General features: G+C 59.9%; 8 protein-coding genes and 1 tRNA gene. 3 read left to right on the top strand and 6 right to left on the bottom strand.

Going from position 1 to position 15057, the window contains the following annotated elements:
- Positions 1-197: 197 nt before the first annotated feature.
- The 3 genes from QZ822_RS01285 to ffh all read right to left on the bottom strand — a co-directional run bounded on the left by QZ822_RS01285 (position 198) and on the right by ffh (position 5213).
- Positions 198-686, bottom strand: coding sequence for an NUDIX hydrolase (locus QZ822_RS01285; RefSeq protein ID WP_294642007.1), 489 nt, complete (start codon positions 684-686; stop codon positions 198-200).
- 12 nt (positions 687-698) lie between these two features.
- Positions 699-3515, bottom strand: coding sequence for a hypothetical protein (locus QZ822_RS01290; RefSeq protein ID WP_294642010.1), 2817 nt, complete (start codon positions 3513-3515; stop codon positions 699-701).
- 117 nt (positions 3516-3632) lie between these two features.
- A complete protein-coding gene (gene ffh / locus QZ822_RS01295; RefSeq protein WP_049342095.1) occupies positions 3633-5213 on the bottom strand; it encodes a signal recognition particle protein in 1581 nt (526 codons plus the stop codon).
- A gap of 360 nt (positions 5214-5573) precedes the next feature.
- Between ffh and QZ822_RS01300 the strand changes: the two genes are divergently transcribed.
- A tRNA-Leu gene (locus tag QZ822_RS01300) sits at positions 5574-5656 on the top strand.
- Positions 5657-5899: 243 nt separating this feature from the next.
- On the opposite strand, the gene pyk is transcribed toward QZ822_RS01300, so the two are convergent.
- Positions 5900-7363, bottom strand: a complete 1464-nt coding sequence (pyk, locus tag QZ822_RS01305) for a pyruvate kinase (protein ID WP_294642011.1) — start codon at positions 7361-7363, stop codon at positions 5900-5902.
- A gap of 522 nt (positions 7364-7885) precedes the next feature.
- On the opposite strand from pyk, the gene QZ822_RS01310 reads away from it, so the two are divergent.
- Positions 7886-8458 carry a flavodoxin domain-containing protein gene (locus tag QZ822_RS01310; protein ID WP_049354549.1) on the top strand — a complete coding sequence of 191 codons (573 nt, stop codon included), beginning with the start codon at positions 7886-7888 and terminating at the stop codon, positions 8456-8458.
- 720 nt (positions 8459-9178) lie between these two features.
- Positions 9179-11125, top strand: a complete 1947-nt coding sequence (locus tag QZ822_RS01315) for a GH25 family lysozyme (RefSeq protein WP_294642013.1) — start codon at positions 9179-9181, stop codon at positions 11123-11125.
- A gap of 934 nt (positions 11126-12059) precedes the next feature.
- Here QZ822_RS01315 and adhP read toward each other — a convergent pair.
- Together adhP and QZ822_RS01325 are read right to left on the bottom strand one after the other, a co-directional pair.
- Positions 12060-13100: an alcohol dehydrogenase AdhP gene (gene adhP / locus QZ822_RS01320; RefSeq protein ID WP_005505671.1), complete on the bottom strand. Its 1041-nt coding sequence runs from the start codon at positions 13098-13100 to the stop codon at positions 12060-12062.
- A 412-nt stretch (positions 13101-13512) separates the two neighbouring features.
- Entirely contained in the window at positions 13513-14907 is a 1395-nt protein-coding gene (locus QZ822_RS01325) for a phosphoenolpyruvate synthase (protein ID WP_294642016.1), read from the bottom strand.
- Positions 14908-15057: the final 150 nt, after the last annotated feature.

Below are 15057 nucleotides of genomic sequence, written 5' to 3' on the forward strand. Positions count from 1 at the left end.
AGGGGTCGCGCGTCGCCGGGTACTCAGCTAGGGTATCAGAGCCCAAGATTTTAAGCTAGCGACACGGAAAAATAATTGCCGCAGGCACCGAACATCACTTTTAAACAGCGTTCTGTGCCCGGTTTAGACTCAAGTAACTGCTCCCGGCGAGCCCCTCATCAACGAGCTCTAGTCGAGGTTGCTAGGAATTGATGTGGCTAGGAGTCGAGGTTGCTCATCTCCAGAGTCTCCCCCGTCTCCAGGGCGCGGTAGCACTCACGCAGACGCTCCACCATCGACGGACGCACGTAGCCTTCCAGGTTCTCCGGAGCAACCCACTCATAGGTCACCAGCTCAGCATCCTGCAGGGTAATCTTCGTATCCGCCGCAATCACGCCGCCGTCATACATGTAGTAGGTCGAATCGCCCCACACACCCAGCGACAAGCCGTGGAAAATCAGCAACACACGACCCAGCTTCACATCCAGGCCCAACTCCTCCACAATCTCACGCTCACAACCGGGCTTGGGCGCCTCACCAGCCTCCACGGTGCCGCCGGGAAGAATCCAGCCGTCCTTATAGTTCGGCTTCACCAGCAGCATCTCGCCGCACTCATTACGAATCAGCGCGCCCGCCGCCAAACGGCGCGTGGGGAGGGTCGCGATAAAAGCCTTCAGCTCTTCATCGCTCAGATAGGAATCCTTCATGGCTTCTTTCCTTTAGCGGTCGGTTTTCTTCGCAGCACGCTGCCTGATGCTACGCATCATACCCAGGGCACGCTCACGCAGTCCAGAGGGTGCCTGCTCCATGGACGGGGCGGCATCCTCCACCGTGCGGTAGTGACCCTCACGTAGGTCATCAATCAGAGTGCGCTTGGTCGAGGGATGCTCCCCTGCGGTGTCACCCGGATGCACCAGCTCAGCATCCGCCACCGGGCGGGCGTGCTTCTTCAACTGGGTCTGCTCGAAAGAACGCAGAACCGTCGGAATCAGAGCCGACTCGACCGTAGCGTTCAGCGCAAAGAGCGCGGCAGCCACCGAGAACTTACGGCTCGCCTTACCCCGCGCGCGGCGGCGGCGCGCCACATTCGCCAAGGTCAGGGCGATAGCGCTCTGAGCCGTCACATCCGCGCCCAGGACAAGACCCACGCGGCGGGTCTTCGCACGAATCTGCTCCGGCGTCAGGCGCTTGCGGCGCGAACGAGGCGCGGGGCTCTGAGTGGAGGTGCTCTGCGGTGCGGGGCTCTGGGACGCCGGTGCCTGAGGCTCGGCATCCTGCGATGAGTTCGGCGCAGGTTCATCGCCCGCCGCGGCATCGTTCTGATGCGCAAGGTCCTGATGAGTGAGGTCCTGATGCGCGAGCGCGGCAGAGCCCTCGGGAGCCTGCTGGCTCACCGTTGCTTCGTGCAATGCCTGCTCCTCGTTCAGTGCCGAGTCAGCCTCGTGCAGGGCACTGTCAAGAGACAGGTAGCCTTCCTCACTCTCCACGAAGGAATCCGGTGCAGATCCCTCCGGCGAACCCATGTGGGTGTACTCGTAGGGAATGTGCGCGTTATTGATCGCGTCCATCCACTCGGCGAGGGTCACGCGGCGACCGGTCGCAACGAGGCGGTAGCTACGGTCCAGGGGCGAGGTGTAGCCGCCCGGGTAGGGCTCGATTTCCTCGTCATCCTCGAAGGAAGCATCCTCTGCATCACCGGGCTCAACCGCATCATGGTCAGGGGCGAGTGCCTCGGCAACGGAGTTATCCAGGGGGAAGGTAACGTCCACAGCTTCAGCTGCCTGCGCATCAGTAGCTTCAGCCTCAGCTGATTCAGCAGAACCGGCAGGCTGCGCGAGCTCCTCATCCTCATTGCCGAAGATGCGCGCCGTGCTAATCGACACCACATCAAAACCGGTGGTCGGCACCAGCGCCAGCTCCGTGGGAACATCCAGCAGCTGCAGCACCGACTCCAGCGCCAGGGTATTGCTCGTATCGCGCAGGTACGCGTTCAGGCGGCGACCGGTAATGGAGTCAGCCTCCACACCAAACATCGCCATGACATTAGCGATGCCCTGCTCGATTTCATCCTCATCGGAACCGAAAATCTTCGAACCCGACAGCTCCGGGGCGCTACCGGGAAGCTCCGAGAGCAAATCCTCCAGCACACCGCCAAAACGTGCGACTTCCTCACGACTGAGGGCACGGTTCAGACGCTTAGGCACGCGCTGCCAGGTGAACTCCTCCACGATATTCTCGTAGGGTTCACCGAACGCCTCCAGGTACCATTCCTCATCCGAGTAGGGTTCGCGGGCGGGCTCCTCATAGACCACCAGGTGCTGCTGGTTCGCGTTGCCCTCAGCAATCAGGGCATTGCAGTTCAGCAGACCCAGCAGCGCCATCAGATCCACCGGGTCGGCAGAAATGAGGGCCCACTCCCCCGCCGGCGCTGCAACAACCTGCCGAGCGCCTGCAGGAAGGTACGCCAAAAGAAGCCCCGTAATCATGTCAATGGGCAGGTCAACGAGCATGGCGGCGTCACCGTCCACCAGGAACTCCAGCTCACCCTGTCCATTGGGTAGCTCCTCCCACACGGTCGCCTCACCCTCAAGGGCGGCACCGGTCACCGGCAGCTGATCCACCAGCTGCGCCACGTAATCCTCAACGGGAGTACCCACGTGCAGGTGGCCGTCAGCGACCTCAAGAACGTTCATGTAGCCCTCATCGTCCACGGCACACAGCACGTAGAGCTGCACCTGATGCTCACCCATCTCGTAAGCAATCAGCTCCGGGGAGGCGGCGGTCGCCTCAATGAGGGCGGCAATCAGCTCCTCATCGGTGGTGGAACGAGCCATGATGCGGCGGCGCTGAATCTTCTCCTCCAGCTCCATGGTCTGCTCGATGCGCTCATTGCGCTGCTTCTCGGCGGTGCGCTCCTCGTCCTGGGCGCGCAGGTACTCGGGGCTATCCGATTCGCCGGGTCCGGCGGGCGCGGGGGCGTCGTCCCACATGCCGGTGAGCTTATCGACGGTCCACTCTTCGCTCTCCAGGGCGACGGCGAGGCGGTCAACCTTCGTGCGGTCGTTCCAGGCGCGCTGCTTATCGGGGTCTTCCGCCTTCACCTCCTCGTGCATGTTGCGGGCTTCACGAATGAGGTTCAGGATGGTTGCGGCAACGTCGTCAACGGCGGGGTCGTCGCTCTCGCTGGAGTAGACGAGGTCGCCCGCCAGTTCAGCGGCGTGCTCCCCGTACTCGAGGGCGATACGCGCCCAGACGGGGGTGTACCCGGGAAGGATGCTCGAATCATTGTCGAAGCCATCCGCAAAATCGCCTGAAAGTTCGTCTACACCATCTTCTGCGGGAGCATCGGAGAAGCCCAGCGACCCCTCCTCAGCTACAGACTCAACGGCAGACTCGTCTACAGATTCGCCGGAAGATTCACCGGCAGGGTCCTCTACAGCATCATCAGCGAAGGCGCGCTGAGACCACGGCGCAACCTGCTTATTCAGCTGATCATCCGCGTTCTCTCGATCCCAATTCTGCTCGTTCTGAGCCATTGATACCTTCCCTTCACACACCCATTTACATGCCCAAACCGGGCACCATACCGGTACGGGTGCGCCCCGTCACCACGTGCGCACCCGTACCACCCCTCGCGGGGTTCATATTTGCTCTTACTGCAGGAACTTCTCGAAGCCCTTCGGCAGGTTCATGCTGGACAGATCCATCTCCTGGTTCTGAGCCTGCTGACCGAATGCAGCACCGGCGCGAGCCTGCTGCGCCTTAGCTGCTGCCGCCTCCTGCGCCGCACGCTTCTGCGGGTTGCCGGAGCGAGCCTTCTTCTTCTTGTTGTTGTTCTTCGCGTTCTTACGAGCGCCACCCGCCGCAGCCGCCATACCGGGCATCTGCATACCACCGGGCATGCCGGGCATCTTGCCCGAAGCGAGCTTCTTCATCATCTTCTGAGCCTGAGCGAAACGCTCCATCAACTGGTTCACCTCAGACACGGTCACACCCGCACCCTTAGCAATACGGGCACGGCGAGAACCGTTAATGATGCGCGGAGCCACACGCTCGTGCGGGGTCATGGAGCGAACAATCGCCTCCACGCGGTCAATCTCACGCTCGTCAAAAGCCTCAAGCTGCTGACGCATCTGAGCCGCACCGGGCATCATCATGAGCAGCTTCTTCATGGAACCGAGCTTACGAATCTGCTGCATCTGAGCCAGGAAGTCCTCAAACGTGAAGTCTTCCTGATCGATGAACTTCTTCGCCATGCGGTCGGCTTCAGCCTTATCCCACTGAGCTTCAGCCTGCTCAATCAGAGTCAGGATGTCACCCATATCCAGGATGCGGCTTGCCATACGGTCCGGGTGGAACTGCTCAAAGTCAGTGACGTTCTCACCGGTGGACGCGAACATAATCGGCTTGCCGGTCACCGAAGCCACCGACAGCGCCGCACCACCGCGGGCGTCACCATCAAGCTTAGACAGGACCACACCGGTGAAGTCCACGCCCTCGTTGAAGGCGTTAGCGGTGTTCACGGCGTCCTGACCGATCATCGCGTCGATGACGAACAGAACTTCGTGCGGCTCAATAGCGTCACGAATGTTGCGTGCCTGCTGCATGAGCTCAGCGTCAACACCCAGACGACCCGCGGTATCGACAATCACCACGTCGTGCAGCTTAGCGCGAGCCTCAGCCACACCGTCACGTGCCACCTGCACGGGATCACCGGTGGGCACATCAAACTCGCTGGTCACACCGGGGTGCGGCGCGTACACGGGCACGCCCGCGCGCTCACCAACGACCTTCAGCTGGGTCACCGCATTGGGGCGCTGCAAGTCGGATGCAATCAGCATCGGGGTGTGGCCCTGGCCCTTCAGCCAGTGAGCCAGCTTGCCCGCCAGGGTGGTCTTACCGGCACCCTGCAGACCCGCCAGCATGATGATGGTCGGGCCGCTCTTCGCCATGTTGATGCGGCGGGTCGAACCGCCGAGGATGCTCACCAGCTCCTCGTTCACAATCTTGACGATCTGCTGGGAGGGGTTCAGCGCCTCGGAAACCTCCGCACCGAGAGCGCGTTCCTTCACGTGGGCGGTAAATTCGCGGACCACGGGGACGGCGACGTCAGCGTCGAGCAGGGCGCGGCGGATTTCGCGTACGGTTGCATCAATGTCTGCCTCGGAGAGGCGGCCCTTGCCGCGCAGGTTCTTAAAAGTTGCCGTCAAGCGGTCGGAGAGAGAATTGAACACGATCCGTGATCACTTTCTTAACGTTGAGGTGGCCCCCAGCCGCGAAGGCGAACGGGGATGGTTAGTCAGTCTTTAAGGATACAGGATGCGCGCTTTCTCCCCCGCCTCCACCTGTGGATAAGTGGCGCCGGTTCACCCTGAGCTCAGGATTTACGCTCAGGATTTACACTCAACATCCCCTCCCGCACCCCTCAGCAAATGCGCGGCAGGTACCAGACTTACCCCCTCATAGACGCGCGACAGAAACCCTCAGCAGATGCTCCGCACCCCGCCTCAGCCTGCTCAACACGTCAGATAGATTAGATTTTCTAGACAGCCTGGGTTAGAATTCTAAAGGTGTTACGTACAAATGCGTGATACGCCCGAGTGGCGGAATTGGCAGACGCGCCTGACTCAAAATCAGGTTCTTCGGAGTGTGGGTTCGAGTCCCACCTCGGGCACCAACGCAAAAGCGGCGGGAAAGCTTCAAGCTTTCCCGCCGCTTTTGCGTATCTACCCTACGCCCACCCGGCCCACCTGGTCCACCCGCGCATCAGATGCGGCAACAATAAAGACGCAATAAAGATAAAGACACAAGAAACCGCCGCCCGGCCGTGAGAGTTCACGACCGGGCGGCGGTTCTACATACCGAGCGTACAGGCTGAGAATTACCCTCAGCTACGCATCGAAAAAGATTGGTGAGCGGCTTAGCGCTTGACCTCGTTCTCCTCGTAAGGACGCAGAGCCTCACGCTCGCCCTCAGCACCGTAGACGCGGTGTACCTGAACCATGTTGGTGGTACCTGCGCGGCCTGCGGGAGCACCGGCAGCAACGACGACCAGGTCGCCAGCTTCTGCCAGACCGTTCTTCAGCAGGTACTCGTCCACGAAGTGGAACAGACCTTCCTGATCGGTAATCATCTCAACCTGCTCAGCCTCAACGCCCCACAGCATGGACAGGAAGGAGCGAACCTTCGAGCTGGTGGTGAACGCGACAATCGGGGTCTCGGGACGCAGACGTGCCAGACGACGTGCGGAGTCACCGGACTGGGTGAAGGTTACGATGAGCTTTGCGTCCAGCTGGTCAGCGATGTTCACTGCTGCGCGGGTAATTGCGCCACCGCGGGTGCGGGGCTTGCGATCCAGCTCGGGCACGCGGTACAGGCCGCCCTTTTCGGTGTCCTTGACGATTGCAGCCATAGCCTGCAGGGTCAGGATCGGGTACTTACCGACCGAGGTCTCACCGGAGAGCATCACTGCGTCTGCGCCGTCGAGGATTGCGTTAGCACAGTCAGAAACCTCTGCACGGGTGGGGACGGGGTTGTCGGTCATGGACTCGAGCACCTGGGTTGCCACGATGACGGGCTTTGCCCAGCGGCGTGCCATGTCGATTGCCTTCTTCTGGACGAGGGGAACCTCGGAGAAGGGCAGCTCAACACCGAGGTCACCACGAGCGACCATGATGCCGTCGAACTTGTCGATGATGTCCTGCAGGTTCTCAACAGCCTGGGGCTTCTCGATCTTGGCGATGACGGGTACGCGGATACCCTCTTCGTCCATGATCTTGTGGACGGGGTCAACGTCTGCGCCGGTACGGACGAAGGAGAGTGCAATGATGTCTGCACCCATCTTCAGTGCGAAGCGCAGGTCGTTTGCGTCCTTCTCGGTCAGCGCGGGCAGGGAGACTGCTGCGCCGGGCAGGTTGATGCCCTTGTTGTTGGAGATGGGGCCCCCGACAACCACGCGGGTGCGAACGCGGGTGGGAGTTACCTCAATAGCTTCGAGGCGGATCTTGCCATCGTCGAGCAGGAGCTTGTCGCCGGGCTTTACGTCGCCGGGCAGGCCCTTGTAGGTGGTGCCACAGATTTCTGCGGTACCTTCAACGTCTTCGGAGGTGATGGTGAAGTCTGCGCCGGGCTCAAGGTATTCCTTGCCGTTTGCGAAACGCTCGAGGCGAATCTTGGGGCCCTGCAGGTCGGCGAGGATTGCAACGTCCTTACCAAGCTTTGCAGACTGTTCACGGATGGTGTCGTAGCGTGCCTGGTGCTCGGCGTGGTCACCGTGGCTCATGTTCAGACGGGCGACGTTCAGGCCAGCCTTGATTGCCTCGGAGATCTTCTCGGGGGACTCGATTGCCGGACCGATGGTTGCAACGATTTTTGCGCGCCTCATGTACCTAACCTTTGTGTGTTGTTTTGTGTGACCACTGTGGGTTCACACTGATTTTCAGGGGAAGACTGACGTCAAATTCCCAATTATTCCCACGCGTTCTAACAGGTAGCCACATGCCGGATGCGTGGGACTCTTTCTCAATTATAGGGGTTTTGCGCCCTCTTGGGTATGCTTCTCCCAACTCTTTCCACCGAAGAAATTGTGTTTCACGTCGCATTTTGAACATCACCCCTTCCCCATCAAACCCACCACAGAAAGTCGGCCTTCACCCCTACCACCCCCGCCTCGCCCGGAAAGTAAATTAGGGTACTTTTTACCCATAGATAACCAGTGCTGCACAATATTTAGTCGCATTCGAGAACGTTCGAGCATATTTCAAAAACATAGAGACACTCAGAGTGGGCTGTGAGAAGATAGATGGGGCACCCAAAAGCTAGGCGATTTCACATTTTCGCGCGCCTAGCCTATATTGGAACCCATAATTAGTATTTGAAATGCGAAATATATCTGGAAGGTTCACAGATGACTACTCGCGTGCTGATTATCTTCGGCTCCACCTACGGCTACACCGAACAGTACGCCACCTGGCTGGCAGAAGATCTGCGTGCACTCCCGCAGGCCCCCGAGGTTGAGACTGTCCCCGCCTCCAAGGTCACCCCCGAGCAGGCTGAGGCATTCGACGCTTTCGTCATTGCCGGCAGCGACTACGGTGGATTCCTCAACGGTGCACCGGCACTTCGCAAGAAGATTCTGCCGATCATTGCGCCCAAGAAGAACCGCACCGCGTTCTTCACCGTCTCCTTCACCGGTGAATACTCCAAGAAGCTGCTGGACAAGGCTGTCGCCAAGAGCTACACCCCCGAACTGACCGAAGGTCGCCCCGTCTACCACCTGCGTGGAGGCATCGACTTCGATAAGATTTCGCTGGCTCACAAGACCGCCCTGAAGGGCCCGGTGCGCGCATGGCTCATGGCGAACCCGCACCCGAACGAAGGTATTCAGCAGATGCTCGAATGCTACAAGACCGGCAAGGCTGAGTACATCGATCGCGAGACCCTCAAGCCGCTGATTGAGGACATCGCGAAGTTCCTCTAAGCCTTTCGGGAAACACAAGCTTTCGCCTCTTCCCACCCGTCTCTTTCAGCCGGACATCAGAACCTGAAAGAGCGGGCGGGAAGAGCCGAAATAAACGTGCCAACAGGCACCATATACGTGGTCGATGACTCTTCATCTCTCCTGCATCGACCATGAAACTCCGGGTGCCGGTGCGAGGCCGCGCCAAATACAGTACCCGGAACATGAGGGGTGGGTCTTTGTGTGTGCGGCCCACCCCTTTCCTTATGCCCAAAAGCCGACTCAAAAGTCGCAAGAGGCACCGCCCGGCGCATCAGCACCCGACTGCATCCCGGCAACGTAGCTCTAGATGCTGCAGCCTACCCTGGACAACGAACCGACGCAGCAACACCCCAATACAGCGGTCCACAGAGTGAAATTCGCAACGCCTCGGCGTGTCGCGTGCCTAAAATTTTGTCCCAAAAACTTGAGCCAATAAATGCACCGACAAGCCACAAAGTAAAACAGACACCCCAAAGATTCCAGGTTACTGTGCACTCTGCGAAAGATATGCCGCCAGAATGACACCCCAAATCATTGCGCACATCGGTGCAGGTACCGTACGCTGTTAGCTGTGTCAGCCGCTTGACATACCCGGCAACCGACACACATCACTTCAACTACCCCACATATTCACTCGTGCCAGAAGCCCCCGCACAGGGCCACATCGGCACATCCACCTCTCAAACACAGGCAAAATCTATGAAGAAACTCCAGACTGCCGCGCGCTCCGCGGCAGCCCGCTCCATCATGGCGTCCGCAGGTGCACTCTCCCTGGTCGCCGCATCCCTCACCTCCGTTCCCGCCGCCTTCGCCGCTCCCAGCGCGAGCGCAGCCGCAGAGGTCAACCCCAACGCATCCTACGAGGAGCTCACCTACGCCCCCGCCCCGGATGCATCCCTGGTCGAACGCTCCAACCCCGCCATGGGTGCGGGCGAGCGCGAACGCCTGGGCACCGCCAATGCACGCACCGGTGCCATCTCCCCCGCTTCTACCGCAACTCTGAGCGGTATTTCCGCGACCCAGAGCTCCGCGCAGGGTCTGGGAGCTGGTCGAGCTCCGGCAGCCGGTCAGGCACTGGCACCCGGTCAAGCGCTGGCACAGGGCCGCTCCGCATGGACCCCCTCCGGCGGCACCCTCGGTATGGACGTCTCCTCGCACCAGCAGAACGTGGACTGGGCGAGCGCCTACGCCGCAGGTTCCCGCTTCGCCTACGTGAAGGCAACCGAGGGCACCTACTACACCAACCCCTACTTCGGTCAGCAGTACAACGGCTCGGCGCAGGTCGGCATGGTGCGCGGCGCCTACCACTTCGCAAACCCCCGCACCTCCTCGGGTGCCGATCAGGCACGCTACTTCGTGCAGAATGGTGGCGCGTGGACTGCCGACGGCAAGACCCTGCCCGGCCTGCTGGACATCGAGTTCAACCCCTACCCCGCCTACGGCAACACCTGCTACAACATGACCCCGGCGCAGCTGACCGCCTGGACCCGCGACTTCGTGGACACCTACCGTTCGCTGACCGGGCGCAGCCCGATGGTGTACACCGCAACCTCCTGGTGGTCGCAGTGCGTGGGTTCGCAGCAGTTCGGCTCCCTGACCCTGCACCTGGCGAGCTACTCCACCGTGGTCGGTGCAATTCCGGCGGGTTGGAGCGGCTACGACATTTGGCAGTTCACCGACTCGGGCCCGTTCGTGGGTGACTCGAACTTCTTCCCCGGCACCGTGAACGATCTGAAGGTTCTGGCGAAGAACCCGAAGGCTGTGCACCGCAACTGGTCGAACGGCCAGGATCGCGCAGCGGAAGACCGTTCGGCAGAAGACCGCGCGGTACAGGATTCGAACGTGGTGACCACCGCGACCGGTTCCATTGATATTCGCACCGGCATCGGTAACTTCTGGAATAAGAATCGTTCCTTCTACGGCAACCCGATTGGCACCGAGTACTCTCTGGGTCACGGCGTGTATGCGCAGAAGTTCACCAACGGCAAGACCATCTACTGGACGAACTCTCACGGTTCGCACTGGCTGGTCACCAACGGCGGCCTGGATTATAAGTTCCGCTCGGACGTGGCACGATTCCGCGGCCTGACCACCGACGAGGAAACCCGCTCCGACACCATCGCAGTCTCCTTCGCTAACGGTGAAGGCGCCTACTGGTCCAACGCGTACGGCACCCACATCATCAATGAGCGCGGCTCCATCTACGCGACCTGGCGTGCAGCTGGCATGAGGGGCGTGCCTACCACTGACGAGCAGAATCTGGGCAACGGCATCATCAAGCAGGAATTCACCGGCAGCACCACCTACGTGTGGTCCGCACAGACCGGCACCCACCGCCTGCACACCGGCGGCGCGTTCTACCACCGTTTCCTGCAGCACCGCGGCACCTGGGGTGCACCGGTGACCGATGAAACCGCCACCTCCACGGGTGCTCAGGTGCGATTCGCCTCCGGCAAGGTACTGCTCTGGTCGGATGCGTACGGTGCGTACGAGACCAACGGTAACGGCGCAATCTTCAAGCACTGGGAGAAGAATACCGCTCGCTACGGTGCGGCACGCGGCGACGAGTCCTACGCGAACGGCGTGTACTACATGGACTTTGAGCGTGGCACGATCCGCTGGACCGCGCGGCGCGGTATCTACTAAGAGCGTGGCATTTACTCAACGGCGCGGCAGCTAATAAACACTGCAACGCGCATATAAAAACGAGGGGCACCTGGCAGAGGTGCCCCTCGTTCTTTTGCTACAGGAAGCATCTTCTGAACAACACAAAAATCAAGATGCGTTCTGCAGCGGGTGGGTTACCGAGTGAGTAGAGAACCCGGCTATGTTACCCGTGCCGGCAGGTAAATTTATAGCGTGGCGGGCGAACCACCACGAAGTCATGCAGTGTCCTAAAAGCCCCGGATTAGTGTGGCGGACATAGTCCCCATTGACTATGTCCGTGGGGCCCACACTAATCGTTGGTGAGACCTCAATCCGAAGGTGTCTAGAGGGGCGCCTGGCCGGAATTAAGGACTCAACGGTGAATAACGGCACGGTACGAAGATGCTGAAATTCACCCGGGTATGGCGTTCTGGGAGAAGGAATCGATATCTAGGAGGGCCGAAACCTTCACACGTCATATCCCGTTACATCTAGGGTAGGTGCAGGGGCGTTCGAAACCTATCTCTTCGGCAAATATTACGCTTCAACCAGTGGTTGAATGTTTACAATACAAGTATGCATTTTGAGGCCTATAGATGTCAAACAAAATGCTATATTGAACTAATTTTGTGAAAATTTTGAGATATTCCCCGATATTTTCAAAAATAAATTCCCGCGTATATTACGTTTAGGTGCCTAGTACTCACAGAGGTTTTCAGCTCCTCACGATAACGGCTCTCAAAACTCGGAACCCTAAAACGCCGCGTTAAAAACACTAAGGCGCACCCCGCGTCGTATGCACAGCAGAAAGAGTACCCCTACTCCCCCGCCACACGGGATGCGCCCTAGGCGCTATAACCATCGAAACTACCGGCAAGACCCCAGCCGAGTGAGACCTTGAAGCCCTACCGGGCGCCTCGACCCATCCGCTAGCTTAGAGGCTAGCGAAGTCCAGAACCATACGGCCGGTAATCTTACCCGCCGCCATTTCCTCGAAGACAGCCGGTGCCTCGTCAACCTCACGCAACTGAACCACCGGAACCACGATGCCGTCAGCACCGAACTGGAACGCCTCCGCCAGATCCTGACGGGTACCCACCAGGGATCCCACCACGCGGATGCCATCCAGAATGATCTTCACAATGGACAGCTCCATCATCTCCGAAGGCAGACCAACAGCCACCACGGAACCGCCAGCGCGAACCGACTCGACAGCCTGGTTGAACGCAACCTTCGACACTGCGGTCACCACAGCAGCGTGAGCGCCGCCGCCGGTCAGCTCGCGAATACGAGCCGGAACGTCCTCAACCTCGCGTCCGTTGATGACGTGATCAGCACCGGTCTCACGAGCCAGAGCCAGCTTGTCGTCGTTGATGTCAACAGCGATAACCTTGGCGCCGAAAACCTTCTTAGCGTACTGAACAGCCAGGTTACCCAGACCGCCCGCACCGTAAGCAACCAGCCACTCACCGGGACGAACCAGCGACTCCTTGATTGCCTTGTAGGTGGTCACACCAGCGCAGGTAATGGAGCTTGCCTGTGCCGGGTCCAGACCCTCCGGAACCTTCACAGCGTAGTCAGCGGTCACCAGGGTGTACTCGCTCATGCCGCCGTCAACCGAGTAGCCTGCGTTCTTCACAGAACGGCACAGGGTCTCACGGCCCGAGGTGCAGTACTCACAGTGGCCGCAACCCTCGAAGAACCAAGCCACCGATACGCGGTCGCCTTCCTTCAGGGACTCAACACCCTCGCCGACCTTGACGACACGGCCGATGCCCTCGTGACCCAGAATACGACCCGGAACCTCACCGAAATCGCCGGAAGCCACGTGCAAGTCAGTGTGGCACACGCCCGAGTACTCAATCTTCACGAGCGCCTGGCCGTAACCGACAGCCGGAACGGGAACCTCACGGACAACAACCGAACCGTCAACCTTCTCAGGGACAACAACAGCCTTCATGGTTTCCTTGCACATGACCTATAACTCCTTAGTCATTGGTTGCCGCGCTCAAGCCGCAATCTGCAATTTGCGCTTTGCAACCTAGCGGGGTGGGCGCGCGTATTCTTTACATTTCCACCGTAAAATGATGAGCCGCCAATCTAAAGGACTATCCCCAAATATGACAGAGGGGTTATTTAGGGGTCGGAACGCGAGCGAGGATGAGCTTTCGATAAGGTCTATTCCGACCAATGCGCTAAACCGCCAAAGGTTGATATGACGCTATGACGAAGCAACACAGAAGATGAGAATGCCTCCCAAACAAGCGGTTTGGGAGGCACTCAGAAAAAATTTAAATATTAAGTTTGAGGCGCATACCACCCTAAAGAAAGGGTTCAATCTGTACCTATACGATTCCTAACGAATCTCAGTAGCTCTGCGCGGCAGCCTAGAAGCAGAAAGCAACCTCAATATAGCCGGCACCGCGCTCACCCGGACCATTCGGAGCGTTCAACGCCCAACCCAAATCCGTCACACGCACCGTAGTATCCATGAACGTACCGCCGCCAGCGCCACCGCCAGCCAGCTGCACCGAACCCACCGCGTAGCGGGCACGAGCCGCATCATTATTCCACTTCTGCGACACCACACGAGCCGAAACGCTCAACGCAGCACCCGAGCCGCCGCCGCCATAACCGGCGCCACCGCCTCCAGAAACCACCGACTGGTAGCCGTTAAACAGCTCGCCAGCATTCGACGGGCGGTTATCGACACCCTCCGGAGTCTGATCCCACTGGTACGAATAGCTCGCCACACCATCGGCGCCCTTCGCGCGGAAACCGCTCGCGCCCGCCGCACCCGCCGTCGCGGTGCTCACCAGCTTCTGAGTGGAGGTGCTCGAAAAACCAATCACCGAACCATCGGTGGTCGGCGGGTTCAGCTTCTCGCCGCCAGCACCGCCCACACCACCGGCTGCACCCGAACCCGGGTTCACCGTCAGAATCGGCTCAGACTGCACCTCGTACGAAGTGAAACCAACAAAACCGGGCGAACCGTCACCGTCGCCCGAACCAGCACCGCCACCGGTGCTGAACTGGTGCTCACCACCGGAGCTATCCAGCGAATAGTGCGCGGTCGGGCGCACAGCACCCGCATTCGCGGGGTTCGGCAGCACCGTCGCGTACGACGCCAACACACCCGCACCGCCGCCGCCACCGGCAACAATCATCGGCACGCCGTCCACCTCAATAGCGGACGAGCCACCGCCAGACGCCGAATACAGCACAGCGCTCATGCCGCCGCGGCCCGTCACGCCGCCAGAAATGCGGGTCAGGTTATTGATTGCAGAAACCACGTTCGCGGGAACCGGCGAAGAAGCCTTCGAAGAGCCGCCCACGCCGTAGCCGTCGCCGCCTTCAGCGGGGTTCAGCTCGCCATTACCGATACCGCCCGAACCGGCAGTCAGGGTAATCACCTGGCCGCCGCGCACAGCCATCGAGCCCTCAACCATGGCGCCGGAACCAGCATCAGCCACAGTGTAGTTCGTGCCGCCAGCACCGCCCACAGCCACAAAACGCATACGCTTAGCGCCCGCAGGAACCGTCAACACGGCAACCTTCTTCACACCGTCACCGGCGGTAATCGTCGTCGAATCCTCAAAGGGACCGGTGCACTCGCCCTCCTCATCAGACGCCGCATACGCAGGAATCACCGACGACGCCACCACAACCGGGGTAGCCCACGCCGCACCAGCCACCAGGCGGCGACGCGACAGACCAGGACGGGACAAAGCCGGACTGGAAGAAGAAACGGGGCGCGAAGAATCGCCAGAAGAAGAGCTCACGATAAAAATCCTGTAGTTGAGTGGGTGTTTCTAAACGCAGACGCGGCAGGCACCATCGCTCGAAGAGTTTCATACTCCACAGAGCCTCATACTCCACAGAGCTTCGTATTCCTCATGGGCACCCGCCACACGCAGTATATCTATTATGCC

The organism is uncultured Rothia sp. (genome assembly GCF_916715725.1).
Lineage (GTDB): Bacteria > Actinomycetota > Actinomycetes > Actinomycetales > Micrococcaceae > Rothia.

Bases quoted from the DNA above. Each gene is read 5' to 3' on its own strand.
- QZ822_RS01285 (WP_294642007.1), bottom strand. From the start codon at position 686: ATGAAGGATTCCTATCTGAGCGATGAAGAGCTGAAGGCTTTTATCGCG.
- QZ822_RS01290 (WP_294642010.1), bottom strand. From the start codon at position 3,515: ATGGCTCAGAACGAGCAGAATTGGGATCGAGAGAACGCGGATGATCAG.
- pyk (WP_294642011.1), bottom strand. From the start codon at position 7,363: ATGAGGCGCGCAAAAATCGTTGCAACCATCGGTCCGGCAATCGAGTCC.
- QZ822_RS01310 (WP_049354549.1), top strand. From the start codon at position 7,886: ATGACTACTCGCGTGCTGATTATCTTCGGCTCCACCTACGGCTACACC.
- QZ822_RS01315 (WP_294642013.1), top strand. From the start codon at position 9,179: ATGAAGAAACTCCAGACTGCCGCGCGCTCCGCGGCAGCCCGCTCCATC.
- adhP (WP_005505671.1), bottom strand. From the start codon at position 13,100: ATGTGCAAGGAAACCATGAAGGCTGTTGTTGTCCCTGAGAAGGTTGAC.